The sequence below is a fragment of the Methylobacterium sp. CM6244 genome, assembly GCF_054817885.1.
The window spans coordinates 3,668,835-3,695,381 of record NZ_CM139247.1 but is presented as its reverse complement, the minus strand read 5'-3'; the positions used below and the strand labels follow the sequence as shown (position 1 = coordinate 3,695,381).

Below are 26,547 nucleotides of genomic sequence, written 5' to 3'. Positions count from 1 at the left end.
GGCCCCTTCAGGGGGCGGTGGTCGGGCGCGCGAGAGCGTCCAGCGTGCGCCGTAGCGATTCGAGGCCGTCCGGGGTCAGCTGGCACGCCGTCCGGATCTTGTCGGGAATGCCGCGAAGCGCGTCTTCCATGGCCCGGCCATGCGGGGTGAGATCGATCAGAACCCGGCGTTCGTCGGACGCGTCACGCGTCCGCGTGACCACGCCAGCGGCTTCCAGCCGCTTGAGCAACGGCGTCAGGGTGCCGGTCTCCATGTCGAGGCGGGCACACAACTCGCCAACGGATTGCGGCGAGCCGTTCATCAATTCGAGGGCCACGAGGTACTGCGAGAACGTCAGACCCAGCGGCTCCAGGAACGGCTTGTGCAGCCGCACCATGCGGTTGGCGGCCGCGTTGAGCGCGAAGGAGAATTCCGCGGCCGTGCTTTGTCGATCGTCGGTATTTGTGAAGCTTGCTATCATATAGTGTGCTATATAAATGGCCGAAGACAGCGCCTCGTCAACCCCCGCGATGCCGACATTCCAGCGGAGCAGGCGTGCCGACGAGGGGCCGGAACAGGGCGAGAGCGGCGGAGGAGATCGGTACGGCATCCCGAAGCCATGGACGCAGCCAAGCCGATCCTGACGACGAAGCAGCGCCTTGACGAAGCTAACGGAATCTCATCGGGTCGTAGCGCCGGGACGCCGGCATTCTCCGACGCCCACCCTGCCCCTGCCCCGCCGGGTGACCGGACGTTTCCGCCTCCGTCCGAGCGACCCGCTAACGCCCGCTTCCACCCAGCGCGCGAACCGGGGCACCGGCGAGGTCGACCGTGGAGCCCACGGTGTCGCGGAGGCCCGAGCCCATGTTCGACAGGTGCTCGCCATATGTTTCACGGGTCTGCGGGTCGACGAGCGCGACCGGGGCCGCAACCGCCAACGCTGCCCCCGTCGCCACCGTCGATGCGGCACCCGCGGCCGTACTCACCAGCCGGTCGCCGATGCCGATCTGCCCGTCCGAGATCGGCTGGCCGTCGGCAAGCCGTCTACCCAGCAGGGCGACGACTTCACCGGACGCGAACTTGCCGTGGTTGAGCGCATCGTCCGACTTCACTGTCGACAGGTTCAGGACTGCGACGTTCTCCCGTTCCAGCTCGGAACGATAGGGCTCGGCAGCAGGGTCGATGGCCCCCAATCGTACGCTGTCACCCCAGACCAAGCGGGAGACGGCGAGAGCCTGGTCGTCCCCGGACACCATCAGCGTCAGGCGTGGGCGATCCTTGCCCATGTCGTGGAACGCAGCGCGGGCGAGGTCCATATCGACGTCGGGTGCCGCCAGGATCACGTTTCGGATCTTGGGGGCCACGCGCTTGTCGCGGATGGCCATCTGACGGAGGCTTTCCAGGGCGAGCCAGTTGCCCATCGAGTGGGCCAGGACGGTGATCTCACCGACATTCGGGTCCCGCGCGAGGTCGCGCAACAGCGTCTCCAGGGCGTTGCGGGAGAAGTTGGTACTCTCCCGGTCGTACCCATAGGCGAGCACACTGCCGCGCGACGGCCATGTGAACAGGACGGGTGCGACCTCGGCGCCGGAATCATGCACGATCTGCGCGAACCGAAAGACGGCGTCCTCGAACTTGTTGTTGAAGCCGTGCACGAAGACGAGAGCGTGGCGCTTCGCCCCGCGCCGGACCGACCGACCTGTCCAGCTGGCGACCTTCGACCGCTCGACCGGGTCGGCGCGCAGTGCCACGAAGTCGGTGGCCGGATTGCCCGGAACGGATTTCGGCCATTGAACCGAGCCGGGCTGTCGCGTGGCGTCCGGCGGGATAGAGACCGCGAGGTCGGTATAGGTCACGGCCTCGCCCCGCTCGCCGGAGAACAGAACGCCCTTGTCCGCCGCGGATTTGCGGGTCGTCGCAACGAGCATGTCGACACGCGAGGTCCCGGGCACCGCCCCCGCATCGGCGATGGGCAGGAGCACGCCGGACGGGCGGCCGGCGCAGGCCGGCAGGGCGAGTAGTACCGTCAGGACGAGCGCCGCACGCCCATCCCGTTCAATTCGTCCGAACACTCGTGCCCCCGAAAACTGCCGTCCCATGCAACCTGGACGACCGGCCGGTTAACGGGCTGTCAAGGTCGGTACGGGCTATCGCAGGATTGAGGCGGGACCCAGGCTCGGCTCGGATTGCGATCGCCTCATGCGCCGGTCTTTTCCAGCGCCGATGCGCCGTGCTTTTCTGACGCCGATGCGCCGTCCCGGCGGATGCCATAAGGTGAGATGGCGCCCATCGTCGGGTTCCCGGTTTCGCCGGTTCCGAGGCTTGCCGGTTCTGAGGCTTGCAGCCCGATGACGCGACCCGGCCCTCACAGAGATGCAGCCATGGTCCAGGACGTTGACGAGGGAGACGACTGGCGCTCGGTCGGCACGCGGTCGCAGGATTCCGCCGCCCTCGAGACGGCGCGGCAGCGGGCGCGGGAGCCGGACCGGGGCCGCGATGCCAGCCGTCCCTCCGACATTCCTGGGGCCGGATGGAAGGACATCCTCTGGCGTGTCCTGTGGGCCCTGCCGCAGGATCGCGTGCTGACCACCGCCGGCGGCGTCGCCTTCTTCGCCCTGCTCGCCGTGTTTCCCGGTCTCGTCGCCGTGGTTTCGATCTACGGGGTGTTTTCCGATCCCGCCGTGATCAGCCAGCATGTCGGGCTCCTGACCTACATCCTCCCCACCGCGGCCCTCGATCTTTTGGCCGAGCAGCTGGTGCGGATCGCCGAACGCAGCACGGGGTCGCTCGGTCTCACCTCGACGATCAGCCTGCTCATCGCCCTGTGGAGCGCGAATTCCGGCGTCAGCGCCCTCTTCGATGCCCTCAACGTCATCTACCGGGAGCGGGAGGACCGGACCCTGGTCCGGTTCTATGCCACGACCTTCCTGTTCACCCTCGGCGGGGCCGCGTTTCTCCTCCTGACGATCAGCGTGGTCGTCCTCCTTCCCGCGATCCTGGAGCGGGTCGGGTTCGGGGGATTGGCCGACACGCTCCTGTCCGTGGCGCGGTGGCCGGTCATCCTGGTCGTGGTGAGCCTGAGCCTGTCACTGATCTATCGCTACGGCCCGAGCCGGCGCCGGGCGAAATGGCGCTGGGTGACCTGGGGCAGTGCGCTGGCGGCGTTTCTCTGGGTCTGCACCTCCGGGGTGTTCTCCTGGTACGTCGCCAGCTTCGACAGCTACAACCGCATCTACGGGTCGCTCGGCGCCGGCATCGGCTTGATGTCGTGGATGTGGCTGTCGATCGTGGTCGTCCTACTCGGCGCCGAGATCAACTCGGAGATGGAACGCCAGACCGCCCGCGACAGCACGGAGGGTCGGCCGAAACCCCTCGGCGGCCGGGACGCCTTCGCCGCCGATAACGTCGGACCGGGGCGCTGATGGACCACCTCCATCGCGATCGGCGGCCGGAAAGCCCGGTTTCATTGAGCTGTGTAAGGCCGGATAGACCTGAGTTCCCAATCCGGCGGGCGCGACTGTGGCCTGAGGGGCGCCGAATGCATGGTTGTGCTCCCGAGACTTGAATGCGAACCGCAAGAACCGTCGCGGAGCAGCAGGGGGCCGGTTATCTCCAGCGCTCTCGTGTCGCTTCCTCGATGGCTGTCTCGACGATGTCGAGGGCGTCCGTCATCTGCTCCGGCGTGACGGTCAGCGGCGGCGTCAGGGTCAGGACGTTGCCCATGGTGGTCTTGAACGACAGGCCGGCATCGAGCGCCCGGTAGAGCACCGCCTCGGCGAGGTCGGAATCGGGCTCGCGGCTGGCGCGGTCGCGCACGAGTTCGATGCCGATGAGGCAGCCCCGGCCGCGCACGTCGCCGATGGACGGGCAACGGTCCATCATGGCGCCGAGGCGGGCAACGGCCAGCGCCCCGACCCGCGCGGCGTTGGCGACGAGATCCTCGTCCTCGATGATCCGGATCGTCTCCAGGGCGGCCCGCGTCGTCACCGGGTTCTTCTCGTGGGTATAGTGGCCGAACGCCCAGGCGCCGCCGACATCGAGGCTCGGGTCGGCGATCACCGCCGCGATGGGCAGGATGCCGCCGCCGAGCCCCTTGCCGATCACCAGGATGTCGGGGGCGACGCCGTCATGCTCGCAGGAGAACATCCGCCCGGTCTTGCCCAGGCCGGTGGGGATCTCGTCGAAGATCAGCAATACGCCGTGCCGGTCGCAGATGCGCCGGACCTCCGCCCAGAAGCCCGGCGGCGGGATGTAGGGCACCGCCCGCGTCGGCTCGGCGACGAGGGCCGCCACGTCGGGGTCGCGGGTGAGGACGTAATCGATCATCCGGGCGCAGGCCCGGCCGCTCGCCTCGGCGCTGTCGGTGCCGTAGGGGCAGCGATAGCCGCCGAAGGGGGCGACGTGCAGGGCACCGGCCACCAGGGGCCCGGCGGGGCCGGAGCGGAACAGCATCTCGCCCGACATCGCCGCCGAGCCGGTGCCGGCGCCGTGGAAGGCATCCCAGAACGACAAGGTCTTGTGCCGGCCGGTGGCCGCGCGGGCGACCTTCACCGCCACCTCGACCGCGTCTGAGCCGCCGGTGGTGAACAGCACCTTCGCGAGATTGCCCGGTGTGATCGCCGCGAGCTTCTCGGCGAGAGCCACGGCAGGCTCGCAGGCGTAGCGCCTGGGCGCGAAGGGCAGCGCGTCCATCTGCTCGGCGATGGCGCGCTTGAGGCGCGGATGACCATAGCCGATATGGTGGACGTTGTTGCCGTGGAAATCCATGTAGCGGCGCCCGGCCGCGTCCTCGATCCAGATGCCCTCCGCCCGCACGATCGCGTTGAGGCAGGGCGTCGAGACCGACTGGTGCAGGAAGGCGTCCGAATCCCGCGCCAGCAGCCCGCGCGTCGCCGTGTCGAGGCTCCGCGCCTGCCACGCGGCGCGCCGGTCGGTGCGGTTGGTGTCGCCCTCGGATTCGGCGATCCGTGCGTCCCGGCTCATGCGGTCGCCTCACGGCGGCGCCAGCCCTGGGCGCGGGCGATCACGAAGCGGTTGACCAGCGCCAGAGCGAGGCGGGCACCGAGGGCGGTCGCCATGATCACGCTCGCCATCGCGGCGGCGGCGGCCGTGGTGCCGGCCTCGTCCATGTGGACGATGGCGATGGCGGCGAGCTTGGTGCTCGGCCCGTAGAGGAAGATCACCGCCGAGACCGTCGTCATGGCGTTGACGAACAGGTAGACGAACAGTTCGAGCACGGTCGGCAGGCAGATCGGCAGGCTGACCCGGCGGAAGGTCTGCCAGAACGGTACCTTCAGGGAGGCCGACACCGCTTCGAATTCCGGGTCGATCTGCTTGAGGGCCGTCGTCGCCGTGACGTGGGCGACCGTGTAGTAATGCGCCAGCGTGTTGATCACGAGGAGCGCCAGGGTCCCGTAGAGGACGTTCAGCGGGTTCCAGGGCGCGTTGAAGAAGAACACGTAGCCGAGGCCGAGCACGAGGCCCGGCACCGCGAGCGGCAGCATAGCCAGCAACTGCGCGAAGGCCCGACCGGCGGGAAACAGCCTCAGCTTCTCGATGAGGTAGGCCCCGCAGAAGATCGTCATCGTGCCGATGGCCGCGACCGAGAGCGCCATGGCGAGCGAGTTCCAATAGGGCGACCAGCCATCGGAATCGGCCGCCGCGAAGTCGTAATGGTCCAGGGTCAGGCCGAGGTTGTAGGGCCAGTAGCGGATGAACGAGGCCCAGACCGCGACCCCGTAGGTGCCCACGATCACGCCGGCCACGAGCATGGCGTAGACCAGGACGAGGCGGTCGCGGACCGGATGGGGCTTCGGCTCGTAGGGTACGGAGCGGGCCGAGAGCAGGGACGATTGCCGTCGCTGGATGAGCCGATCGACGATGAAGGCCAGCACCGCCGGCACCAGCATCAGGAGGCCGACCACGGCGCCCATGGGGAAGTTCTGCTGGCCGACTACCTGGCGGTAGGCGTCGGTGGCGAGCACCGGGTACTGGCCGCCGATCACCTTCGGGATGCCGAAATCCGTGACCACGAGGGTGAAGACCACGAAGGCCGCGCTGACGAGGCCGTAGCGGGCGCCCGGCAGCGTCACGGTCACGAAGGTGCGCAGGCGGCTCGTGCCCATGGCGGAGGCGGCCTCGTAGAGGCGTCCGTCCGAGAGGCCGAGGGCGGTGACGAGGATGATGAGGGCGTGTGGGAAGGCGTAGAGGCATTCGGCGAGGGTGATGCCGATCGGCCCGTAGACGCTGTGGCCGAACAGGAGCCCGCGCAGGAAGCCCTGGTTGCCGAGGATGTAGGTGAGCGCGATCCCCGAGAGCAGCGAGGGCGCGAACAGCGGCAGCAGGGCCAGGGCCAGGAACAGGCCCTTGAACGGCATCGCCGTACGGGTGAGCGCGTAGGCGTAGCCGAAGGCCAGGGGCACCACGAGTGCCACGACGATGCCGGCCACGGTGAGGCTGTTGAGCAGCGCATCGACCAGGGTCGGCGTCGCGAAGTAGGTGCGGAAGTTGGACAGGCCCGCCATCCCGCCATCCGGCGCCTCCAGGCTCTTGATCAGCAGCGTGCCCAGCGGCAGCGCGATGATGAGCAGAAGGAACAGGCACAGCACCGCGATCAGGGCGGTGCCGATGGCGGCTTCGGGCACGGTGCGGCGCTTGGCGGGCAAGGCTTCCGACAGGGACAGGGCCGCCTCCGGCAGGGACAGGGCCACCTCCGGCAGGGAGACGACGAGGGGGGATGTCCCCAGGACGGACTCGGCCATGGCGCGGCTCACGGGCGGGCGGCCACGGGGAAGGCCCGCAGGGCCGCCGGCGGCAGGGAGACGTAGAGGTACTGGCCTTCCATCAGGGCGAGGTCGCCGTGGAGATTGGCCGAGACGTCGGCGACCAGGGAGCCGCCCAGGTCGAGGCTCGGTTCCAGGCGGGCGCGGGTGAAGGCTCCGAGGAATTCGATGCTGCGCACCCGCACCTGGAAGGCGTTGACGTCGGTGGGACGCACGTTGCCGACCCGGATCTCCTCCGGGCGGAAGCCGAGGCGCACGGGACTGCCGGGGACGAAGCCGCGCCCGTCCTCGCAGACGAGATCGACGGCACCGACCCGGATCTGCCGGGCCGATCCCACCCGGGCGTCGAGGAACGTCATGGCGCCGATGAAGTCGGCCACGAAGGCGCTAGCCGGGTTCCGGTAGATCTCCGCCGGGGTGCCGACCTGCTCGATCGCGCCGCGATTCATCACCACGACCCGGTCGGCCATGGCGAGCGCCTCCCCCTGGTCGTGCGTGACCATGATGGTGGTGATCCCGAGGCGCTTCTGAAGCTGGCGGATCTCGTCGCGCAGCCGGGTACGGACCTTGGCGTCGAGGGCCGAGAGCGGTTCGTCGAGGAGGAGCAGGGAGGGCGAGGTCGCCAGCGCCCGGGCGAGGGCCACCCGCTGCTGCTGGCCCCCCGAGAGCTGGACCGGGTATTTAGGCCCCTGTTCGGGCAGCCCGACCAGGGCCAGGAGTTCGGCGACCCGCGCCGCGACCTGCGCCTTCGGCATTCGCCCGTTGACGAGGCCGTAGGCGACGTTGGCCGCCACCGTCAGGTTCGGAAACAGCGCGTAGGATTGGAACATGATCCCGAAGTCGCGCGCCGCCGGCGGCGCCGTCGAGACGTCGGCGCCGCCGATCACGATACGTCCCGAATCCTGCCGGTCGAGCCCGGCGATCAGGCGCAGCAGGGTGGTCTTGCCGCAGCCGGAGGGACCGAGGAAGCAGACGAACTCGCCCCGGCCGATTTCCAGGTCGATCCCGTCGAGGGCGGTGAAGGCCCCGTAACGCTTCGACAATCCCGAAACCCTGAGGAACGGCGTCGCATCGCGAAGCGTCATGGCGGTGCCCCCTGCTCTTTCGTGTGGTCGTTCAGGCTCGCTTTGCGTCGTCGCGGCTACTTCTTGGCAGCCTTCGCCTCGTAGCGGCGCGACCATTCGGCGAGCACCCGCTCGCGGTTGTCGGCCATCCAGCCGAGATCGTTCTTGATCATCGCGGCCTCGGCATTGGCGGGGTAGTTCGCCGGCACGTTGGCGACGCCCGGATAGGCCACCACCGCGTAGCTCTTGGCGTAGAGTTCGTTGGCGGCCTTGGTGGTGCCCCAGTCGGCGACCTTGCGGGCCAGATCCAGGTGCTTGGTGGTGCCGACGATGGCGTAGGCCTCTTCGTCCCAGCCCGTGCCGTCGGCGGGGACGACGACGGCCAGAGGTGCGCCCTTCGTCTTCTCCGAGGCGCCGCGCATGTCCAGCGACAGGCCGGCGGTGCGCTCGCCGCGCGCGGCCTGGACGCAGGGGGCCGAGCCCGAATGCAGGTAGGCGGCGATGTTCTCGTGGAGTTTGTCCATGTAGGCCCAGCCGGCCTCCTCGCCCATGCCCTGGAGCCAGCCGGCGACCAGCAGGTAACCGGTGCCCGAGGAGGCGGGATGCGGCATCACCACCTTGCCCTTGAGTGCGGGCACCAGGAGATCGGCCCAGCGCACGGGGGTCTTCACCCCGTCCTTCTCGGCTTCCGCCGTATTGAAACAGACCACGCCGATGGAGGCGTCGGTTCCGGTCCAGCTGTAGGGGCCGATGGAATCGCGGAAGGCGGGCTTCAGCGCATCGGCGCCCTTCGGCTCGTAGGTGGCGAGCAGGCCCTGCTTCTCGAACAGCAGCAGGCTGGAGGCGGCCAGCCCCATCACCATGTCGGCGCGGGGATTATCCTTCTCGGCCAGGAACCGTGCGGTGATGACGCCCGTCGAATCGCGCACCCAGACCACCTCGACCTCCGGCACCGCCCGCTCGATCCCGGCTTTGAAGGGAACGAGCTGATCGTTCTCGAGGGCCGTGTAGATCGTGAGCTTTGTGCGCTCGGCGGCCATGGCCAGGGTCGACGACGTCAGGGCGAGGGTCAGAGCGAGGAGGCCGAGGATCTTCATCGATAATGCTCCGGAGTCTTGTCGTTCCGACGTTTAAAGCCTGATGCATGACAGGAAGAAGACAAAACCCCGTGCAATCAAGTCCAGGCTTTTTGCATATGCTGCCTATTTCAATATCATGGCGCAGAATTACTTACGTTTATTGCGGGCGGCCGAAATCGACCCCCGGCGCTTGGCCGCGGGTCGATGTTGAAACCTTTCGATTGCTCCCGTGAACCGGTCTCCAGCCGTGACGCGGTGTCCCTTAGAGCGCTCTCCGCCGAAGCGGATGCCGGTTCGGCGAAAAGGAGCGCGGCAAAACAGAGGTCTGGAGCTGCACCCGGCCCAACGTGGTCGGGTGCAGCTCTAGCAGGCCTGTGGCATGCGTCCGGCGGCCAGCAATCCGTTGATATCGGCGACGACGCCCGGCAGGTCGGCGATCGTGTCGACGAGGAAGTGGGGCTTGGATTCCGCGAACAGGGTGGCGATCCGCGTCCGCTCGGAGGCGAGGCGATCGGCGGACAGCGCCCGGAACGCGTCGTAGGTCAGCCCCAGCGCGTTGCCCGAGCAGGTGAGCGCCACCGTCCACATGCCGGCTTTGCGGCCTTCGAGGATGCCCGGCACCGTGTCGTCCACCTTCACGCAGGCGGCGACGTCGTCGATGCCGAGCGCGATGACGTTCGCCAGCGCCTGGGCCGGAAAGGGGCGCCCGTTCGGAACTTCGTCCGTGGCCACCACATGGTCGGCGACGTAGCCGTTGGTGGCGGCGAGCGCGACCACGCGTTCCATGACGCGTGCCGGGTAACCGGAGCAGGAGCCGATCTTGAGCCCCCCTGCCCTGAGGTCGGCGATGGCGTCGAGGGCGCCGGGGATCACGGCCGAGTGCTCGGCGATCTTCTCGATCTGCAACGGCATGAAGCGCTCGTAGATCGCGGTGACGTCGGTGTCGGTGGCCGGATGCCCGTGGGCGGCCGCGTAGCGCGCCGCGATCTCGGGCTGGTTCAGAAGCGTGCGGATGTGGTCCCACTTGCCCATGCCCATCGGGCCGCGCGCTTCGGGCAGGCTGACGGCGACGCCGAATTCCGCGAAGGCCTCGACGAAGATCTGGGTCGGCGCGAAGGAGCCGAAATCGACGACGGTCCCGGCCCAGTCGAGGATCGCGGCCTGGAGTTTCTTCGGGGGGGTGTAGGACATGGCTGGACTTTCCGGGTGACCCGCGGAACGCGCGGGAGGCCGAGGAACGGGCGGTCAGACGGTCGTGATGTTCAGTTCGGTGAACACCGCCGCCACGGCCTCGACCGCGCGCTCCATGTCGGCGGATTCGACGTGGCCGATGCAGCCCACGCGAAACGTCTCCAGCTGCGTGAGCTTGCCCGGATAGAGGATGAAGCCCCGTGCGCGGACGGCGGCGTAGAAATCGGCGAAGCGGTACTTCGGGTCGCGCGGAGCGTGGAAGGTCACGATGATCGGCGCCTGGATCTCGGGCGCCAGGAAGGATTTGAGGCCGAGGCGCTCCATGCCGCGGATCAGCACGTCGCAATTGCGCGCGTACTTGGCGTGGCGGGCCGGCAGGCCGCCCTCCTCGTCGTATTGCAGCAGCGCCTCGTGGAGCGCCGCGACCACGTGGGTCGGCGGGGTGAAGCGCCACTGCCCGGTGCGCTGCATGTAATCGTGCTGGTCGCTGAGGTTCAGAGCCAATGAGGTCGAGTTGCCCTCGGCCCGCGCCAGGGCATCCGCCCGCGCGATCACGAAGCCCATGCCGGGCACGCCTTCGAGGCACTTGCCCGAGGCGGCGATCAACGCCTCGAACGGAACCGTGGCCGCGTCGATGGGGAGCGCCCCGAAGGAGCTCATCGCATCGACGATGAGGCCGCGCCCGTGGCGGGCGACCATTGCGGCGATCTCCGGCAGGGGGTTGAGGATGCCGGTGCTGGTCTCGCAATGGATCAGCCCGACATGGCTGATCGTGGGATCGGCCGCGAGCAGGCCGTCGACGGCCTCGGGCGTCGTGGGCACGTCGTCGGCGGTCTCGTAGACGCTATGATCGCGGCCCAGAGCTTCGCAGATCTTGGCGAGGCGCTTGCCGTAGGCGCCATTGACGAGGACCAGGACCTTGCCGGTGCGCGGCACCAGGGTGCCGATCGCCGCCTCGACCGCGAAGGTGCCGCTGCCCTGGAGTGGCACGCAGACATGGCTGCCAGTGCCGTTGGCGATGGCGACGAGGCGCTCGCAGACGCTGGCCGTCAGGGCGTTGAAGCTGCCGTCCCAGGAGCCCCAATCGGTCATCATCGCCGCGCGGGTGCGCTCCGACGTCGTCAGCGGGCCGGGAGTCAGGAGAATGGGAGCGGCTGTCATGGTGATCCTGCCCGATCTGCCGTGAGCGCCGTGAGCGCTTCGGGACAGGTAGATCTTGCGTTCGGGCAAGCCATCAGATCAAATCGTTTCTTGTGATGCCCGCCATCAGTCTCGCCGATAGGTCGCCATGAACCTGTTCCAGCTGCGCGCCTTCGACGCCGTCGCGCGGGAGGGCAGCTTTACGCGCGCCGCCCAGCGCCTCTGCATCAGCCAGCCGGCGGTGACCGGGCACATCAAGGCTCTGGAGGAGCGCTACGACCTCGTTCTGTTCCGGCGCACGGCACGGGCGGCGGAACTGACTCCGCAGGGCCGGGCGCTGTCCGAACTCACCGGCCCGCTCTTCGGCCTCGTGGAGCAGGCGGAGGATCTCCTGGAGGCCAACCGGACGCTGGTTTCGGGGCGGGTCGAGATCGCGGTGGATTCGCCCCATATCGTGATGCCGCTGCTCGCCCGCCTGCGGGCCCGCCATCCCGGCATCGTCGTCGGGCTGATCCTCGGCAACGCCGCCGATACCCGCGAGGCCCTGCTGTCGGAGCGGGCGAGCGTCGCCGTGCTCACCGAGGCCGAGGCGCATCCGGACCTCCACCTCGCGGAGATCGCGGTCTCGCGCATCTGCGCCGTGGTCCCGCGCGACCATCCCCTGGCGGGTCGCGCGGCGCTGGATCTGGCCGAACTCGACGGCGCCGCCATGGTGCTGCGCGAGCCCACCTCCGTGACCCGCCGAACCTTCGATCGTGCCTGCCGGCGCATCGGCATCGCGCCCGCCGTGCTGATGGAACTCGACAGCCGCGAGGCGGTGATCGAGGCCGCCGCTGCCGGAATCGGCATCGGCATCGTCTCGTCCCTGGAATGCGGCGAGGACGCCCGGATCGCCGCGATCCCGATCGACGGGCTGGACCTCGTCAATCGCCACGCGATCGCCTGTCTGGCGCGACGCCGGAACCTGCGCCTGATCCGTGTCGTGTTCGAACTGGCGGTCGATGCGGCGGAGGCGACGCGATGAGCCGGAAGCCCTCCGCACCGGAGAACCGGGCGCTGGCCGCCTCCCGCCACGACGCGATTCTGGCACGGCTCGGCCAGGACGGCAGCGTCAGCGTCGAGGCGATGGCGGACCGTTTCGGCGTCTCCCGCGAGACGATCCGGCGCGACCTGAAGGCCCTGGCCGAGCAGGGCCGGCTCGCCATCGTGCACGGAGGCGCGACCCGGCGCGCGGACGAGCCCGTCCTGGCCATCCGCGAGCGCGACAATCCGGCGGGCAAGGCTGCGATCGGACGGGTCGCAGCGGGGCTCGTCGAGGACGGCATGGTGGTGGTGCTCGATTCCGGCGCCACCACCCTGGCGGTGGCGAACGCGCTGGCCGGTCGCGACCCGCTCTTTTCCCGCCCCATGCCCAAGGGGCTGACGATCTGCACCAACAGCCTGCCGGTGGGGCTCCTGCTCTGCCGTGTCGCCGGCGTGCGGGTCCACTTCCTCGGGGGCGAGATCGAGGGCGCGGACGAGGCGGCTTTCGGCACCGAGGCGCTCACCGCCCTGGCGCGCTTTCGCGCCGACCTCGCCTTCGTGGGTGCCGGCGGCATTTCACCAAGCGGCGAGATCACCGACTTCGCGCCGCTCCCCACCGAGTTGCGCACCCACATGCTGGCGGCGGCGGAGCAGGGCTACGTGGTGGCCGACAGCACCAAGTTCGGTCGCCTGACCCCGATCCGCCTCGCGCCGATCCCGGCGGGGACCGGTCTCATCGTCGATGTCGAGCCCCCGCCCCTTCTCCGGAACGCCCTGACCCGACGCGGCCTCGACCTGATCGTCGCGCCCTGATGTGGTTTTTTGTGGCTTTTTGATTTCTTTTGCAGCGGGCCTGCATTAGGAACGGACGACGTTTTCGGCCGCTCGTCGACGTGGCGTTGCCCTCACAGGACGCGAGATCTCATGATGGCCACCGGCATGAGCCTGCCCGTCTTCTGCGCGGTGCTTGCCGCCGCCTTCATGCATGCGGGCTGGAACGCGGTGGCGAAGCTGCGCCTCGAGCCGATTCTCACCATGGCGCTGATCTCGGCCTCGGCCGGGCTGTTCGCGCTTCCGGCCTCGCTTTGGTTCGGATGGCCCCAAGCCGCCGCCTGGCCCTGGCTGGCGGGTTCGATCCTGCTGCATCTCGGCTATTACATCGCCCTGGCCGAGGCCTACCGGCACGGGGATATGGGGCAGGTCTACCCGATCGCGCGCGGCAGCGCCCCGCTGCTGACCGCCTGCGCCTCGCTCCTGGTGCTGCAGGAGGCGCTGCCCCCCCTCGCCGCCCTCGGGATCGGCATTCTCTGCGCCGGGGTCGCCCTGATGGCGTTCGCCAAGGCCGGCGGCCAGCGGCTGAGCCGGGCGGCCCTGGTGCACGCGCTTCTCACCGGCGGCCTGATCTCCGGCTACACGCTGGTGGACGGGCTCGGCGCGCGGGCGGCGGGCGACCCCCACGCCTATGCCGCCGCACTTTTCGTGATCGACGCGATCCCGCTGCCGGTTTTCGTGCTCTGGACGCGGGGCCGCGACGTGCTGCGCTCCGTGCGGGGCCTCATGGTGCCAGGACTCGGGGGCGGAGCCCTGGCCCTTGGCTCCTACTGGATCGCGATCTGGGCGATGACGGTCGCGCCCATTCCCCTGGTCGCGGCGACGCGCGAGACCAGCGTCCTGTTCGCAATGCTGATCTCCGTCATAGTGCTGAAGGAGCCGCTTCTCCTGTCGCGAACGGCGGCGGTGGTCATCATCGTGGCGGGGGTCGTGGCCATGCGCCTGGCCTAGAGGCTCGATCCCGCGGCGCGCTCCGACGATCGAGCACCATGCCGCGAGGGATACGCGAAGCGCGGCAAAGCGGAGCTCCCGATGCGAGGGAATGGATCGTCAGAGCCGCCGGGCCGGGCGACCGTCTCTGACGACGAGCACTTGATTGCGTGCAGGCTGCGAATACCCACTCATGAAGCAAAGCCGGTCCCCGCGACGATGACGCGGAAGTACCGCTCCGGGCGTGTTCCTGCGCGTTTGCTTACGCCGGCAGGATAACCACCTTGGTTTTGACCGGTGTCCGCGAATAGAGGTGGATCATGTCCTGGCTGAGCAGACCGACGCAGCCGCTCGTGATGCCCGTGCCGATCGTGTCGGGCTCGCTGCTGGCATAGATCGTGTAGAGCGTATAGGCGCCGTTCTGGTAGAGATGAAGGGTGCGGGCGCCGAGCGGATTGTCCAGGCCGCCCGGCATGCCGCGGGCATATTTGGCGGCCTCGGGCTGACGCCGGATCATCTCCTTCGGCGGTGTCCAGGTCGCCCATTCGGACTTGCGGCCGACATAGGCGTCGCCACTCCAGAGGAAGCCATCGCGGCCGACATTCGCGCCGTAGCGGGTGGCGGAGCCGTCGCCCTCGATGCGGTAGACGTAGAAATTGCCGGGATCGACCACGATCGTGCCGGGAGCTTCCTTGGTGTCGTAGCGAACCGTCCGGCGATAATATTTCGGGTCGACCTTGCTGATATCGGCGGCCGGGATCGGGAATTTCTCGTCCGGCATCGGCCCGTAGATCTTCGCCGCCTCGGCGAGGATCAGGCCGTCGGATGTCGCGCAGCCGGCGAGCCCCAAGGCGCTCAATCCAGCGGCCGAGCCGGCCAGGAAAGACCGGCGGGTGAGAGGCCGCGTTCCACGCCCGAGCGGATCGATAATCCCACCGTCCATGATCATGATCCCGGACCTTCCCTGCCCTGCGGACCGAAGAACGCGTGCTCCGGTCGCGCCTCAATGGCCAGCTGAGACTGGCAAGCTCGGCTTTTGCGTCGAGAGTATGGCGAAACTCTCTCGTTGCCGGGGATGGGGGGACGACAACCGCCTTCGAGCGTCTTCGGTGAGGACGATGACTTGCGATGCGAACGACCGGTGCCGCGCCGTCGCGCGAAGAGGCCTCGATGGATCAGGCTCAGCGACGCCCGATATCGGGTCGGCGCCAGCGAGGTGTCGCACCGGTCTTCGCCAAAGCTGGCCGTACGGGTTTCTTTACAGAATTCATCGATGACATGGAGCGATGTTGCAGGGGCTGTCGCCATGCTCCCGATCAATCTCGAGATCGGGAACGGCTCAGTCCGCCAGACGCGCGGGGGATGGGTCGATACAATGGCGGCGGGCGTTCAGAACTCTCAGGTCCTCATCCCTCTCTACACCTCGGTCGGGAAGCTGGCCTACAGCCCGCTGGACTCTGCCGGCCTGCAGAGCGGCATGTACGCGCATGTCTCCGTGGTCGGCATCGCCGGGGCCGACGGAAAGCCCGTTCCCGCGTCGCTGAGCCAGACCCTGCCCGCGGCACACTCGACCCCCGGTGCGACCCCCGAGGCGAACCACGGGACGGGGGTCGACGTGCCGCCCGCCACCGGCATCTTCCAGGTGGATACCGGATCCTGGGCGACCGTCCTTCCGCAAGAGCTCGTCGAGGCTGCGGTCGGGCCGATCGACTGGACGCAGTATCCGCAATATCGAGAGGGTAGCCTGAAATACAGCAGCGACGGCATCGTCGAAACCGGGCACTGGGTTCCGCTGATCCTCGCCTTCCCCGACGCGACCCTGCCGGATGGCAGCGTGCCGACGACCACGGTGACGGCCCTCGTCCGCGGCGACGGCACCACGACGTATATGCTCGGCGTCGGGTTCAACACCGGCTTCGCCACGGATGTGAAGGGGACCACGCTCACCTCCGCGAACAATGCCGTCCTGAACCTCGCCGAGATGAAGAGCGGGGAGATGGCCCATAGCTACATGATCGATCGCGAGGGCATGCATCTCGGCTGGTCCGGCGCCGACGAGGGGGCGGGCTGGACCGTGCAGAAGCTCGACGAGGCCCTTTCGGCGCCGTTGCCGGGCAGCCCGCAGGATTGGCTCTGGCCGACCGGCTCCGTCGTCATCGACGGCACGGTCCATAGCGGAATGGACCTGCTCTTCGACACCGGCACGCCGGAAGCCTTCGTCCATTACCCGGCATCACGAAGCCGGGCCATTTGATGCCGGATGGCAGCGCATTCACCGTGACCGTTCCCGGCTCGAACGGTGCGGCGACCAGTTACGGCTTCGTCCTCGGCGACGAGAGAGGGGATACGCCCTCGAACGTCTGGGAGAGCCGCGCTACCCATGGCTCGGCTTCGTTCATGAATACGGGAACCCATTTCTTCCGCGACCACACCTACGTCTACGATGCGGATAAAGGCCTGATCGGGTTCAAGACCAACGGCGCGCCAGTCTCTCCGACGATGGCCGAGGAGGTTTCGTTCATCAACGGGCTCTCGCCCGACGGAACGCTGACGGAGGCGAGCTTCGCCGGCTGGGAGGGTAGGACAGCGCATAAATGGGGGGCGCCCACCGCCGGAACCGGAGCGACGATCACCTATGCCTTCGATCCGGACTCGTCGTTCTCCGCGAACGAGCAGGCCACCGTCCTGCAGGCCTTCGCGACCTGGTCGGGCGTGGCGGATGTCCGTTTCGTGGCGGCTTCGTCGAGCACGGCCGCCGACGTCCTGATCCATCGCGGGAACGATGGCCGGGCCGACACGGGCAACACGAGTTCACGCGGCAGCGGAAGCACCCTGGGCACGCCTCAGAGTCAGGTCGTGGTCTCGATCGATACGAGCAAGCATGGGTTCGACCTGTTGGGCTCCCTCCACAAGGCCGCCGGATACGGGTTCGGGACCATCGTGCACGAGATCGGCCATGTGCTGGGTCTCGGAGATGATGGCCGCTACAACGGCAAGGTCGATCCGGCGACCCAGCAATTCAGTGCCTATGACGACCGCGAATGGTCGGTCATGTCCTATATCGACTGGACCAAGGCGCATGACGCCAAGTACCGCGCGAGCGATCCGGTCGCCGGCACGGATTGGGGCCATGCCGATGGCGAAACCCGCAAATCCAGCCAATCGCTGATGCAGCTCGACATCCTGGCGATCCAGCAGCTCTATGGCGCCGCGTCGCCGGCCGGCACGCCGTTCTCGGGCGGGCAGACCTACGGCTTCAACAGCTCGATCACCGGTCCCCTGGAGAAGATCTACGATTTCAGCCTCAACACGCAGCCGGTTCTGACCCTCTTCAACGAAGGCCGCCACAATATCCTGGACCTGTCGGGTTTCGCGAAGGCCGCCTTCGTCGATCTCCGCGCGGGGGCCTTCAGCAGCGTCGCCGGCCTGACGAACAACATCGCCATCGCGCAGGGCACGGTGATCGAGACCGCCATCGGTGGAAGCGGGCGCGATACCATCGTCGGCAACGATACCGCCAACCTTCTCGACGGCGGCGGCCGGTCCGACTTCCTCTACGGCCTGAAGGGCGGCGACACCTACATCGTCGATAGCAAAGCCGATCGAGTCTACGAACTCGCGCATCAGGGCTACGACCGGGTTCTCACGGATGTCGGCTACGCCCTCGGCACCGGCCAGTCCGTCGAGTTTCTGGCTGCCAGGGACGCCACCGCCACGGACGCCTTCAAGCTCGTGGGCAACGAGATCAACCAGGTGCTGCGCGGCAATGCCGGCGACAACGTCCTGAACGGCAAGGGCGGTACGGACAGCCTTTACGGCGGTGCCGGCAACGACACCTACATCGTCGACCGCCTCGCCGACCGTGTCTTCGAGACGGGCGACGAGGGCCGCTATACGGTCGTGGCGTCGACGAGCTATGCCCTGGCCGCCGGCCAGGAGATCGAGATACTGAAACTGGCGATCGCCACCGGAACGTCGCGTCTGCACCTCGTCGGGAACGAGTTCGACAACCTGTTGCGCGGCAACGAGGGCGCCAACACCCTTGATGGGGGATTGGGTTCCGATATCATGAGGGGGCTCGCCGGACGCGACGTCTTCGCGTTCTCGACCACACTCGGGACTAACAATATCGATCGCCTTACCGATTTTACCGTGGGCGAGGATCGCATCCGGCTCGACGACGCCATCTTCACGGCGCTGGCCCCCGGTCGCCTCGCCGCCGACGCGTTCAAGGATGTGAGCATGGCCAGGACCGATGCCGACGATCGCATCCTCTACGATCACGCCACCGGAAACCTGTTCTATGACGCGGATGGCAGCGGTGCGGGGCAGGCCATCCGGTTCGCCGTCCTGAACGACGGGGTCGATCTCAGTCACCACGACCTCTTCGTGGTGTGAGACCGAGCCGCGCCGGCTCTGCCGGATGGGGTTCTGTCACGCGCGATCAGGGCGCCAGTGACCGTCCATGCCTCAGCAAGGCGTCGATGAAGTTCTGGATTTCCGTCTGGCGCCGCTCGGAGTCGGTGACCTGATCGTCGAGTCCCAGCCGCCAGGCGAGGTCGCGCCGGTCCGGCTCGCGATGGAGGTTCTCGACCAGGGCGGCCTGCGCCTCGACCTCGGCGGGGGACAGGGCGAGCCCGCTCTCCACGAGATCGTCGGCCTGGCGGCGCAGGGCGCCCGCAGCCTCGTCGAGGCCGATTTCGGGGTGGTACTGCACGCCCCAGAAGACGCCCCCGTCATGGCGAATCTCGGCGGCCTGGACCGTGGTACCCCGGTTGCTCGCCAGGAGGGACGCGCCCGCCGGCAGAGTCTCCACCTCGTCGGTATGAATGCTCGGAGCGTCATAGGCGGCGGGTCGGCCGGCCAGCATGGGATGGGCACGGCCACTCTCGGTGGCGGTGATGCGGCGGGCAAAGCCAGCCTCCGGGCCGTGAAGGTTGCGTCGCACGGTTCCGCCGGCTGCGACGGTGGCGAGTTGCAGCCCGGCGCAGGAGCCGAAGGCGGGGGTGCCCGATGCGAAAGTGGCCTGCATGAAGGCGACCGCGCGCCGAACTTCCGGTGTCTCCTCGTATAGGGCGAGCGGCGAGCCGCTGAAGAAGACGGCATCGTAGCCGCCCGGCGATTCCCCCGGCGGCAGGGCGCTGTCCGCGTCGGCCGGCGTGACCCGGTGACAGGTCGCGCCAGGTGCCATTCGAGCCAGGAGATCGAGATAGGTTTCTCCGGATGACCGCCCAACGCTTTTCCGGCGTTCGTCGCGCGCTTGGGGAGGCTCGCTTTCGGCGATCAGGAAGCGCAAACCGGCTGTGGTGACCTTCAAGGAAACGCGTGCTCCGGAGAGTTATTCTCCGGTACCCGAACCGGTGGCGGCGATCCGCGTTCCAGCCTCGGCGAACCTGCCGCAGGGGGCTCTACGGTCCGCGCCACCAGCGTCGCGCTCATGACGCGTGGGAGGATCGGCGCATCATGGCTACGGTTCCGAAGTCCAGTCCCGGATGTTCCGCCGAGCCGGAGAGTCGGCTTCGTTTAAGATTTTCTCCGGGTCCGACACATCCAAAACGAAGGTCCGAGAGTTTTCAGGGCAAGCTGTCTTCGGGCGGCGTGTCTCGTGACTGAAGGAGAAGACGATGAGACTGCTCGCCTTGGGCGCACTCTCTGCGCTGACCCTGGGAGCTTGCTTGAGCGTCGGTTCGGTGACTGCACAGGCCGGCGATTACGGCTATGGCGGCTACGATGAGCCCGCGACCGTGGTCACTCGGCGCACGGTTGTCGAGCGCCAGGTCGTTCGCCCGCAACGGTTCGTGCGTGAGGAGATCATCGAGCGACCGCCGGTCTATGCGCCGCGCCGCGTCGTCCGCGAGGTGATCGAGGAAAGGCCGGCCGTCTATCGGCCGCGTCCGGTGGTTCGGGAGGTCATCGTGGACCGGGAGCGCGTCTACGACCATCGCCCTTATGGTCCTCGTCCGGTCGGGTTTCGGCACCCTGGGCCCGATTTCGAGCCTTACGATTGACAGTGGCCGACAGGGTGTAAGCCCGTGGGACAGTGCGAGGGGCCTGTGAGGCCCCTCGTCACGCTCAGACGGGGCCTCGCTGAGGCTGACAATATCGAGGCTGACTTGCCGAGACCTTGCCGCTTCAGGCCTTCGCACTTCAAGCTTTGCCGCCCTCGCCTTCCCTGACCGCCGCATCATATCCGGCGATCCATTCCGCCTGCGCCTCGGTGCCCTCGGCATAGGGGCAATCCTCGCGCCTCAATCCCTTGCCGGGGGCGTAGTAGCCGAGGGCGCGGTGGTCGAGGTTGTCGTCGGGCGGCTGTGTCATTGCCGCAAGGTAGGGCGCCATGAGCCCGGTCCAAGAGGGCGAAGCCCGATGAAGGGCTGCGGCGGAAAGCTTGAGCGCAACAATCGCTGTATCAGGCTATTTGATCCGGGACCCCAAATATCGTGCGATGATTGATATTTGCTATAAACCTTCTATAATTGACCCGATGTCGCCATTTATTCTTGGAACATTGCTTGATCAGCATGGTTTTTGGCTGAGCACCTAAAGCTAAGCTACATCGGCGAGGTGCCCCCTCAAGCACTCGGAGCACTGCAATGCATCGTCGCGCCTTCGTACTTGGCATGCTCACGGCCACCGCTTCCCTTGCCGTCACCCGCACCGCGGTGGCCCAGCCCGTTCCCGGTGGTGGCATGCCCACGCCGGTCTACCTCAACATGGCAACCAAGGGCGGCTTGTTTCTCGAGAACTCGGCGCGTGATGCGTTCGACAAGACGACGAACCCTCGGGTGAAGAAGTTCTCCCGCGCGGAGGTAGTCGAGCAGGTAAGCCTGTCCCGCAAGTTGGCTCCCTATTCGGAGGGGTTGGCCTCCGCGGCGGCAGGCGGCCCTCCCGGCCCCGGAGGTCTCATCGGGGGACTCGTCGCGGCGCCTCTGGCTGTCGCGGGTGGGGTGGCCGGCGCCGCTGTCGGTGTCGCCGGCGGTGCGCTGGGGGCCCCTCCGCCCGGCGGCATGACCACGGACGAGCAGAAGGCTCAGCTCCTCTCGCAGCTTGCCGCGACTCAGCCCGGCCCGCAATATGATGCGGCCTTCGTGAGCGCCTCGCTGCAAGGCCACCAGGAAGCCTATGCCATTCATGGCTCCTACGCTGAGAGCGGCGAAGATCCCCAGCTCCGCCGCATTGCCCAGGGCGCCATCCCGCTCATCCGGCTCCACATTTCCCAGCTGACCAAGATGCAGGCGATGATGGGCGGCCAACGCGGCTGACCGTCCCGGCGTTGCGGCGCGTGAAGGGCTCGGCGGGGTTCCGCCGGGCCCTCTCCGTTTCAGGAACGGCGGCGCCCTCGTCTGACCCACGCAACGAGCGCGGCGACGCCGACAAGGGCCGCGCCGGCGAGGACGGCCCGGGGCCATGGAGCGACGGAAGATGGGCCGCTCGGCCGGGACAGAAGCCGCCCGCCGCCGCTGTCGGGTCCCAGAAGCCATGAGAGCGAGCGGCGCAGTTTCGCGGCCGCGTCACGGTCGAACCATTCGCCGTGCGTGAAGATCACTCTCTCCGGCTCGAATCCCACCAGACGTTCGGCCGCTCGCGCGACCTCGCTACGGTTCGCGCGCAGAAGAAGCCTGAGATAGAGCGGCGCCTTTCCGTCGGGGGAGACGATCCCGAGCATGCGGGCCAGGGACCGCGGCACGGTGGACAGATCATCCGCCCGCAGGTTGATGATGAGGTCGGTGAGGAGAAGCGTGCAGCTCGGTCGGTGAAAGAGGCAGACCTCTTTGAACACGGGGCCGGCGACCAGCACCTGGTCGATCTCGTCGGCCCAGAGGCGGGGCGGTCTGTTCCCGAGCTCGGCGTCGATCCGGACACCGGAGCGGCGAACCTGACCACGATCCTCGAGTCCCGGGACCGCCCAGGTGATCGCGTTCGGACAGGCCGCCTGCCAATCCCGGAGGAACATCCAATGGCCGACGCTCGGGGCCACGAGATGACCGATGCGGCCGAGTTCCTCCAAGCCGCGCTGAAGGCCTGGATTGTACGGAATGGGCGAGTGCAGGAGCAGTTCGCCGCCCGCCAACCGTAGAACCGTCATGCGGATCGGCAACGGTATCCCGCCCGCAGGGATGGGGGCCGCGTCCACGATCCAGACGCCGTCAGCAACCTGTTTCAGGGTATTCAGAGGTGGATAGCCGGTTTCGTACGCCACGCCATGGATCTCCGGGTTCGCTGTCCATCAGAGGGTGAAACGTAGGAACTGGGCGCGAGGGTCCCATCTTGGGCGTTACTCGACGCTCGAAGGCTCTGTCTTCGAACCTGCGGCATGAGATGCCTTCTGTAGCGTCGGGAGCACCGGCTATAGCCGGTGGCCTGGGAAGCGGGCCACTAAGTCGCACACGAAAAGCCCCCGAAACCCGGCGGGCGCCGGGGCTTTTCCGCGCATTGATGCGTTGGCCGCTGCCGAACAAGGAGACCCTCATGGCAGCGAATGACAAGGCCACGACCTACACCCTGAAACAGGCCCTCGCGGCGAAGGTTGGCGACCACGTCGAGATCGCAGTGGAAGCCGAGGACGGGACCAAGTTCAAGATCGTTGCGACCGCCGAGCAGCTGGACGCGCTCACTGGCGATTTGGAAAGCATCCTCGACGAGGACGACGCAAAGGTCGAGGCCGCGGAGTAACCGCGATCCGGCACGGTGATCATTGATTATTAACTATATTGCCCCCATCTAGGGGACATACCGATCGCGACCTCGTCGCTTCATCGGAGACGGCCACGATGCCGGGACAGGGTGACGCCGGATGTACGCGCACTTTGGCCCGGCCTTCGTGGCCGTTGGCTTTGACAGGAGCCGGGAACTCTTCGCTGAGCTTCCAACGCTACGTCTCTTCTGTCCGACATCATGTCATCCACGGGCGGGAAAGCATGCGCCGCCGCACGGTCGAACCGGGCCGTGAGAGAGGTGGAGTGACGGGCGGCCCATCCGCCCGCCTCGGGCTTTCCCATCGCTGATGTCTTCTCCTCGCATCTCTTCGAGGCTGTTCGCGATGATGTGTTTCGTGAGATGTCGAATGAATGCAAAAGCTGCCGGCATCGTGTTGCCCGCGATCCACCCCCGTTCTAATCCATCGCTTTGAGAAGGATCGCGACTTGGATCGATCGACGGATGTTTCCGACGTCATACACGCCGAGCCGAACGATGCCGTCGAGACTGGGCCGGACGCTGTCCTGGAACCGTTGGCGGACTTCCCCCACATCGATCTCCGCACCGGGGTAGAGCCCTGGGAGAAGCGCCGGGCCGCCGGCAAGACCTTGCGGGGGAAAGTGCCTCACGCGGTCCATGCCTCTCTCGACATCGGCTCCGACCGTCCCGATCCGGTCTCGCTGATCGAGGCCGCTCATGATGGCAGGCAGGCCCATCTGATCCCGCTCAGGGTCGCCCGCATGGCGAGCTCCCCGTTCGCCTTCCTGCGCGGCGCGGCGCATGTGATGGCCTGGGACCTGGCGCAAGGACCCCACGGGACGATCGACGTCGTGATGAACGGCGACGCCCACATCTCGAATTTCGGATTGTTCGGGACACCGCAGGGCGAGGTGGTGTTCGATCTCAACGATTTCGACGAGGTGACGATCGGGCCCTGGGAATGGGACCTGAAACGGCTCTGCGCCAGCATCGAGGTGGCGGCGCGCGACGATGGCGTACGGGCCGTGGAGCGGCGGGCAGCCGTGCTCGCGGCCGTTGCCGGGTATCAGCACACCATGGACGATCTGGCGCCCCGTGGCTCCCTCGACGTGTGGCAGCGGGCGGCGCGGGCCGACCAGCTCGAATTTTCCGGTATCGAGATCGACGCGCAATCCCAGACGGTGGTGCGCAAGGCCGTCGAGAAGGCGCGCCGCAAGAACAACAAGAGCCTGCTCGACCGGGTCGGCGAGCGACGCACGGATGGCAGCTGGCGCTTCAGCGAGGAGCCGCCGATCCTCATGCGCGTCGACGAGGAGACGCGCCAGAACGTGACCTCGGGCCTCGAACGCTATGCCGAGACCTTGCCGCGCGAGCGCCGCTTCATGCTCAACCGCTATCACGTCGTCGATGTGGCCCATCGCGTGGTCGGGGTCGGGAGTGTCGGAACCCGTGCCTACGTCGCCCTGCTCTGCGGCAATTCCGATCAGGACGCGCTCTTCCTTCAGGTCAAGGAGGCCGTTCGCCCGGCCCATGCGCCCTATCTGACCGGCATGCCCGAACCCTATGCGAGCCACGAGGGCGAGCGCGTCATCTACGGGCAGAAGCTCCTGCAGGCGGTGGGAGACCCCCTGCTCGGTTGGACGTCGATCGACGACCGGCCGTTCTATGTCCGCCAGATGAAGAACATGAAGGGGGAGATTCCCATAGCCAGGATGGCAGGGCAGCCCTTGCTGTACTTCTCCCACGCCTACGGCGCCCTCCTCGCTCGGGCGCATGCCCGTACGGGTGATGCGGCCGCCATCGCCGGCTATTGCGGTCATGATGGCCGCGCGGATCTGCGCGAGGCCTTCGCGGACTGGGCGCACGCTTACGGAGATCAGAACGAGGCGGATTACCGGGCGTTCCTGTCCGCGATTTCTGATGGCAGGCTCGAGGCCGCGCCGGATTCCTGCCTCTGATCGGTGAGGCGGGAGGGATGGGCGCCTCGGCCCATTGCCCTATCTCGCCATGGTCGCCGAGCAGAGAACCGACCATGAGCACCGAACGCGCCGAGGGCTACCATGAGGCATTGTCGAGCGTCAGAAGCACGATCCAGCGACGCGTGAAGGCCGCCGACATATCGCATGAGGGGAAGCTGGAACTCCTCGACCTCCTCTCGATGCTGGACGATATGCTGAATTCGGGCAAGCGGGACGAGGATGCCGACCGGTCCCCACCCGTGCCCCTGAGCGGCAGCTTCTGACCACCCGTCGTCACCGCGGGGAGGTTTGATAGCGGACGCGGTCCGATCCTCCGGACGGTGCCGGGCAGGCATCGTCAAGACGGCATCGATTCCCTGCTAAGGGTGCCCATCCTTCTTCTCGGGGAGCGAAAGGGGGACGGCGTCCCCCTGCAGGGTCCGGCTGGTGAGGGGCATCGCCATACGGTAGCGCAAGCCGTCGGGCGTGAAGGTGAAGCTCGCCTCGGCCTTCAGGTTGTGCGCCAGCATCTCGCCCAGAACCACCGTGCCAAAGCCCTTGCGGCGGGGCTCGCGCTCGTCCAGCGGGACGCCACGCTCCACCCAGTCGAACACGAGGTAGGGGCCGCCATCCCGCTCCTCGATTTTCCGCTCCTCGACCCGCCATGTCACGGCCAGGCCGCCCCCTGGCGTGGACAGGGCCCCGAACTTGAGGGCGTTCGTCGAAAGCTCATGCAGCGCGAGCGCGAGGGGTTCGGCCGCGCGCAGATGCAGCCGCAGGTCCGGTCCGTCGACCTGCGTGCGTCCATCCTGGTAGGCGAGCGCGCTGGTGAGTTCGTCAGTGACGAGGCGGTCGAGATCGACCCCGGCCAAGGGGTTCTGGATGATGACGTTCTGCACCCGGGCCATGGCGGCCAACCGCCCGTCGAGATGCGCGGTGTAATCCTCCAGGCTCTCGCTGAATTCGGCCGAACGCCGCGCGATCATGCGCATCGTCGCCAGCGTGTTGCGCACTCGGTGCTGCAATTCGGCCAGCAGCACCACCTGCTCTTCGGTGTCCGTCGGGTTGGATCCCATCGTCATCGCAGCTCCACGGCATGCTTGAGGCAGAACCGGTTCAGGATCACATCGATCCGTTGGCATCGAAATGATGGCCTTCGTGGTCGAGGTGAAGATAACTCGGATTGAACAAGGATGCCCTCTGCAGGGCAAGAAAGTCGGGAATGGTCAGGCGCCCACCCTTCAGCACGATCAGGCCGGCGCGTCGCAATTCCTGCAGCGTGCGGTTGATGTGCACGTTCGAGAGCCCGAGCGCATCCGCCAGTTCCACCTGCGTCAGCGGCAGGTCACAGGTGGTGCCCTCCGTCAGGCCGACGCTCTGCAAGCGCAGGAAGAGTTCGCAGAGGAGATGACCGACGCGCTCGAAGGCCGTGCGCTGGCCGAGATTGACCGTCCATTCGCGCTGGACCGCGACCGTCACCAGGGTGTCCCACCAGAGTGCCTTGGTGAGCCGCACATTGTCGTTGGCGATCTGTTCCAGCGCGGCGCGCGAGATCTCCGCCAGTTTGACGGGGGTGAGGGCAACGATGGAATGGTCCATCTCGCGCAAGAGATAGACGTGGCTGTCGCAGAGATCGCCGGGCACGAAGAAGGAGATGATCTGACGCCGGCCATCGTCGAGCTGCTTGTAGCGACAGGCCCACCCTTCCAAGATCAGGTTGACGTGATGAGGATCGTCACCTTCGCTGATGATATCGGAGTGTTTTGCAAAAATCCGCTGCTTGCTGGCCGCGATTTCCAAGGCCTGCCGGTCGTCATGCGAGAGCTTGGTGAAGTGCTCAAGCTTGCGAAGGAGATGTTGCGGCATGCTTTCCTCGTCGTGCGCAGAGCACGAA

Annotated in this window: 25 protein-coding genes; 11 read left to right on the top strand and 14 right to left on the bottom strand. The window is 67.3% G+C overall.

The window, feature by feature from the left end:
- Positions 1-7: 7 nt before the first annotated feature.
- Entirely contained in the window at positions 8-460 is a 453-nt protein-coding gene (locus tag ACYQML_RS17225; protein ID WP_461233528.1) for a MarR family winged helix-turn-helix transcriptional regulator, read from the bottom strand.
- Between the two features lie 298 nt (positions 461-758).
- On the bottom strand, positions 759-2,051 hold the full coding sequence (locus tag ACYQML_RS17220; RefSeq protein WP_461233527.1) for an alpha/beta hydrolase: 1,293 nt from the start codon (positions 2,049-2,051) through the stop codon (positions 759-761).
- A gap of 309 nt (positions 2,052-2,360) precedes the next feature.
- On the opposite strand from ACYQML_RS17220, the gene ACYQML_RS17215 reads away from it, so the two are divergent.
- A complete protein-coding gene (locus ACYQML_RS17215) occupies positions 2,361-3,401 on the top strand; it encodes a YihY/virulence factor BrkB family protein (protein WP_056434187.1) in 1,041 nt (346 codons plus the stop codon).
- A gap of 184 nt (positions 3,402-3,585) precedes the next feature.
- On the opposite strand, the gene pbfA is transcribed toward ACYQML_RS17215, so the two are convergent.
- The 6 genes from pbfA to ACYQML_RS17185 all read right to left on the bottom strand — a co-directional run bounded on the left by pbfA (position 3,586) and on the right by ACYQML_RS17185 (position 11,256).
- A complete protein-coding gene (gene pbfA, locus ACYQML_RS17210; protein WP_461233526.1) occupies positions 3,586-4,962 on the bottom strand; it encodes a (R)-1-hydroxy-2-aminoethylphosphonate ammonia-lyase in 1,377 nt (458 codons plus the stop codon).
- Complete coding sequence (locus tag ACYQML_RS17205) at positions 4,959-6,740, bottom strand: putative 2-aminoethylphosphonate ABC transporter permease subunit (protein ID WP_461233525.1); 1,782 nt, start codon at positions 6,738-6,740, stop codon at positions 4,959-4,961. The genes pbfA and ACYQML_RS17205 overlap by 4 nt, the downstream gene beginning before the upstream one ends.
- A gap of 8 nt (positions 6,741-6,748) precedes the next feature.
- Positions 6,749-7,846 (bottom strand): putative 2-aminoethylphosphonate ABC transporter ATP-binding protein, encoded by a 1,098-nt coding sequence (locus ACYQML_RS17200; protein WP_461233524.1) that lies wholly within the window; start codon positions 7,844-7,846, stop codon positions 6,749-6,751.
- Between the two features lie 56 nt (positions 7,847-7,902).
- On the bottom strand, positions 7,903-8,922 hold the full coding sequence (locus ACYQML_RS17195) for a putative 2-aminoethylphosphonate ABC transporter substrate-binding protein (RefSeq protein ID WP_461233523.1): 1,020 nt from the start codon (positions 8,920-8,922) through the stop codon (positions 7,903-7,905).
- Between the two features lie 345 nt (positions 8,923-9,267).
- Entirely contained in the window at positions 9,268-10,095 is an 828-nt protein-coding gene (gene phnX, locus ACYQML_RS17190; RefSeq protein ID WP_461233522.1) for a phosphonoacetaldehyde hydrolase, read from the bottom strand.
- Between the two features lie 54 nt (positions 10,096-10,149).
- Positions 10,150-11,256, bottom strand: a complete 1,107-nt coding sequence (locus tag ACYQML_RS17185) for a 2-aminoethylphosphonate--pyruvate transaminase (protein WP_461233521.1) — start codon at positions 11,254-11,256, stop codon at positions 10,150-10,152.
- A gap of 127 nt (positions 11,257-11,383) precedes the next feature.
- On the opposite strand from ACYQML_RS17185, the gene ACYQML_RS17180 reads away from it, so the two are divergent.
- From ACYQML_RS17180 to ACYQML_RS17170, 3 genes are all read left to right on the top strand, one after another.
- On the top strand, positions 11,384-12,259 hold the full coding sequence (locus ACYQML_RS17180) for a LysR substrate-binding domain-containing protein (RefSeq protein ID WP_461233520.1): 876 nt from the start codon (positions 11,384-11,386) through the stop codon (positions 12,257-12,259).
- The gene (locus ACYQML_RS17175; protein ID WP_461233519.1) at positions 12,256-13,071 is read left to right on the top strand and encodes a DeoR/GlpR family DNA-binding transcription regulator; all 816 of its coding nucleotides are present in this window, start codon (positions 12,256-12,258) and stop codon (positions 13,069-13,071) included. Before ACYQML_RS17180 ends, ACYQML_RS17175 begins: the two co-directional genes overlap by 4 nt.
- 111 nt (positions 13,072-13,182) lie before the next feature.
- Positions 13,183-14,040 (top strand): EamA family transporter, encoded by an 858-nt coding sequence (locus tag ACYQML_RS17170; protein ID WP_461223639.1) that lies wholly within the window; start codon positions 13,183-13,185, stop codon positions 14,038-14,040.
- A 241-nt stretch (positions 14,041-14,281) separates the two neighbouring features.
- Here ACYQML_RS17170 and ACYQML_RS17165 read toward each other — a convergent pair whose 3' ends face one another.
- Positions 14,282-14,968 (bottom strand): L,D-transpeptidase family protein, encoded by a 687-nt coding sequence (locus ACYQML_RS17165; RefSeq protein ID WP_461227317.1) that lies wholly within the window; start codon positions 14,966-14,968, stop codon positions 14,282-14,284.
- Between the two features lie 357 nt (positions 14,969-15,325).
- On the opposite strand from ACYQML_RS17165, the gene ACYQML_RS17160 reads away from it, so the two are divergent.
- Positions 15,326-16,273: a hypothetical protein gene (locus tag ACYQML_RS17160; RefSeq protein ID WP_461233518.1), complete on the top strand. Its 948-nt coding sequence runs from the start codon at positions 15,326-15,328 to the stop codon at positions 16,271-16,273.
- Positions 16,273-18,417, top strand: coding sequence for a M10 family metallopeptidase C-terminal domain-containing protein (locus ACYQML_RS17155; RefSeq protein WP_461233517.1), 2,145 nt, complete (start codon positions 16,273-16,275; stop codon positions 18,415-18,417). Before ACYQML_RS17160 ends, ACYQML_RS17155 begins: the two co-directional genes overlap by 1 nt.
- Positions 18,418-18,463: 46 nt before the next feature.
- Here the strand turns inward: ACYQML_RS17155 and ACYQML_RS17150 are convergent, their stop codons facing one another.
- A complete protein-coding gene (locus ACYQML_RS17150; RefSeq protein ID WP_461233516.1) occupies positions 18,464-19,336 on the bottom strand; it encodes a type 1 glutamine amidotransferase in 873 nt (290 codons plus the stop codon).
- Between the two features lie 307 nt (positions 19,337-19,643).
- Between ACYQML_RS17150 and ACYQML_RS17145 the strand changes: the two genes are divergently transcribed.
- Complete coding sequence (locus ACYQML_RS17145) at positions 19,644-20,027, top strand: hypothetical protein (RefSeq protein ID WP_056434164.1); 384 nt, start codon at positions 19,644-19,646, stop codon at positions 20,025-20,027.
- Between the two features lie 139 nt (positions 20,028-20,166).
- On the opposite strand, the gene ACYQML_RS17140 is transcribed toward ACYQML_RS17145, so the two are convergent.
- Positions 20,167-20,358 (bottom strand): ribosome modulation factor, encoded by a 192-nt coding sequence (locus ACYQML_RS17140; protein ID WP_461233515.1) that lies wholly within the window; start codon positions 20,356-20,358, stop codon positions 20,167-20,169.
- A gap of 254 nt (positions 20,359-20,612) precedes the next feature.
- Here ACYQML_RS17140 and ACYQML_RS17135 point away from each other — a divergent pair, with 254 nt between their 5' ends.
- On the top strand, positions 20,613-21,281 hold the full coding sequence (locus ACYQML_RS17135) for a DUF4142 domain-containing protein (protein ID WP_461233514.1): 669 nt from the start codon (positions 20,613-20,615) through the stop codon (positions 21,279-21,281).
- Between the two features lie 59 nt (positions 21,282-21,340).
- Here ACYQML_RS17135 and ACYQML_RS17130 read toward each other — a convergent pair whose 3' ends face one another.
- Positions 21,341-22,219 carry a DUF4336 domain-containing protein gene (locus tag ACYQML_RS17130; RefSeq protein ID WP_461233513.1) on the bottom strand — a complete coding sequence of 293 codons (879 nt, stop codon included), beginning with the start codon at positions 22,217-22,219 and terminating at the stop codon, positions 21,341-21,343.
- A 269-nt stretch (positions 22,220-22,488) separates the two neighbouring features.
- On the opposite strand from ACYQML_RS17130, the gene ACYQML_RS17125 reads away from it, so the two are divergent.
- The 3 genes from ACYQML_RS17125 to ACYQML_RS17115 all read left to right on the top strand — a co-directional run bounded on the left by ACYQML_RS17125 (position 22,489) and on the right by ACYQML_RS17115 (position 24,937).
- The gene (locus ACYQML_RS17125; RefSeq protein ID WP_056434273.1) at positions 22,489-22,692 is read left to right on the top strand and encodes a hypothetical protein; all 204 of its coding nucleotides are present in this window, start codon (positions 22,489-22,491) and stop codon (positions 22,690-22,692) included.
- A 500-nt stretch (positions 22,693-23,192) separates the two neighbouring features.
- Positions 23,193-24,653, top strand: a complete 1,461-nt coding sequence (locus ACYQML_RS17120; protein WP_461235746.1) for a DUF2252 domain-containing protein — start codon at positions 23,193-23,195, stop codon at positions 24,651-24,653.
- 74 nt (positions 24,654-24,727) lie between these two features.
- Positions 24,728-24,937 carry a hypothetical protein gene (locus ACYQML_RS17115; protein WP_419951224.1) on the top strand — a complete coding sequence of 70 codons (210 nt, stop codon included), beginning with the start codon at positions 24,728-24,730 and terminating at the stop codon, positions 24,935-24,937.
- 96 nt (positions 24,938-25,033) lie between these two features.
- Here ACYQML_RS17115 and ACYQML_RS17110 read toward each other — a convergent pair whose 3' ends face one another.
- Positions 25,034-25,735, bottom strand: coding sequence for a sensor histidine kinase (locus tag ACYQML_RS17110; protein ID WP_461233512.1), 702 nt, complete (start codon positions 25,733-25,735; stop codon positions 25,034-25,036).
- Positions 25,736-25,775: 40 nt separating this feature from the next.
- Positions 25,776-26,519 (bottom strand): Crp/Fnr family transcriptional regulator, encoded by a 744-nt coding sequence (locus ACYQML_RS17105; protein WP_207411347.1) that lies wholly within the window; start codon positions 26,517-26,519, stop codon positions 25,776-25,778.
- Positions 26,520-26,547: the final 28 nt, after the last annotated feature.

What these genes read in the sequence shown, in the direction of transcription:
- ACYQML_RS17215 (WP_056434187.1), top strand. Translation starts at nt 2,361, where the DNA reads ATGGTCCAGGACGTTGACGAGGGAGACGACTGGCGCTCGGTCGGCACG.
- phnX (WP_461233522.1), bottom strand. Translation starts at nt 10,095, where the DNA reads ATGTCCTACACCCCCCCGAAGAAACTCCAGGCCGCGATCCTCGACTGG.
- ACYQML_RS17155 (WP_461233517.1), top strand. Translation starts at nt 16,273, where the DNA reads ATGCCGGATGGCAGCGCATTCACCGTGACCGTTCCCGGCTCGAACGGT.
- ACYQML_RS17160 (WP_461233518.1), top strand. Translation starts at nt 15,326, where the DNA reads ATGCTCCCGATCAATCTCGAGATCGGGAACGGCTCAGTCCGCCAGACG.
- ACYQML_RS17180 (WP_461233520.1), top strand. Translation starts at nt 11,384, where the DNA reads ATGAACCTGTTCCAGCTGCGCGCCTTCGACGCCGTCGCGCGGGAGGGC.
- ACYQML_RS17140 (WP_461233515.1), bottom strand. Translation starts at nt 20,358, where the DNA reads ATGGCGCCCTACCTTGCGGCAATGACACAGCCGCCCGACGACAACCTC.
- ACYQML_RS17115 (WP_419951224.1), top strand. Translation starts at nt 24,728, where the DNA reads ATGAGCACCGAACGCGCCGAGGGCTACCATGAGGCATTGTCGAGCGTC.
- ACYQML_RS17175 (WP_461233519.1), top strand. Translation starts at nt 12,256, where the DNA reads ATGAGCCGGAAGCCCTCCGCACCGGAGAACCGGGCGCTGGCCGCCTCC.
- ACYQML_RS17135 (WP_461233514.1), top strand. Translation starts at nt 20,613, where the DNA reads ATGCATCGTCGCGCCTTCGTACTTGGCATGCTCACGGCCACCGCTTCC.
- ACYQML_RS17105 (WP_207411347.1), bottom strand. Translation starts at nt 26,519, where the DNA reads ATGCCGCAACATCTCCTTCGCAAGCTTGAGCACTTCACCAAGCTCTCG.
- ACYQML_RS17205 (WP_461233525.1), bottom strand. Translation starts at nt 6,740, where the DNA reads ATGGCCGAGTCCGTCCTGGGGACATCCCCCCTCGTCGTCTCCCTGCCG.
- ACYQML_RS17145 (WP_056434164.1), top strand. Translation starts at nt 19,644, where the DNA reads ATGAGACTGCTCGCCTTGGGCGCACTCTCTGCGCTGACCCTGGGAGCT.
- ACYQML_RS17170 (WP_461223639.1), top strand. Translation starts at nt 13,183, where the DNA reads ATGATGGCCACCGGCATGAGCCTGCCCGTCTTCTGCGCGGTGCTTGCC.
- ACYQML_RS17195 (WP_461233523.1), bottom strand. Translation starts at nt 8,922, where the DNA reads ATGAAGATCCTCGGCCTCCTCGCTCTGACCCTCGCCCTGACGTCGTCG.
- ACYQML_RS17185 (WP_461233521.1), bottom strand. Translation starts at nt 11,256, where the DNA reads ATGACAGCCGCTCCCATTCTCCTGACTCCCGGCCCGCTGACGACGTCG.
- ACYQML_RS17110 (WP_461233512.1), bottom strand. Translation starts at nt 25,735, where the DNA reads ATGACGATGGGATCCAACCCGACGGACACCGAAGAGCAGGTGGTGCTG.
- ACYQML_RS17165 (WP_461227317.1), bottom strand. Translation starts at nt 14,968, where the DNA reads ATGATCATGGACGGTGGGATTATCGATCCGCTCGGGCGTGGAACGCGG.
- ACYQML_RS17125 (WP_056434273.1), top strand. Translation starts at nt 22,489, where the DNA reads ATGGCAGCGAATGACAAGGCCACGACCTACACCCTGAAACAGGCCCTC.
- ACYQML_RS17200 (WP_461233524.1), bottom strand. Translation starts at nt 7,846, where the DNA reads ATGACGCTTCGCGATGCGACGCCGTTCCTCAGGGTTTCGGGATTGTCG.
- ACYQML_RS17225 (WP_461233528.1), bottom strand. Translation starts at nt 460, where the DNA reads ATGATAGCAAGCTTCACAAATACCGACGATCGACAAAGCACGGCCGCG.
- pbfA (WP_461233526.1), bottom strand. Translation starts at nt 4,962, where the DNA reads ATGAGCCGGGACGCACGGATCGCCGAATCCGAGGGCGACACCAACCGC.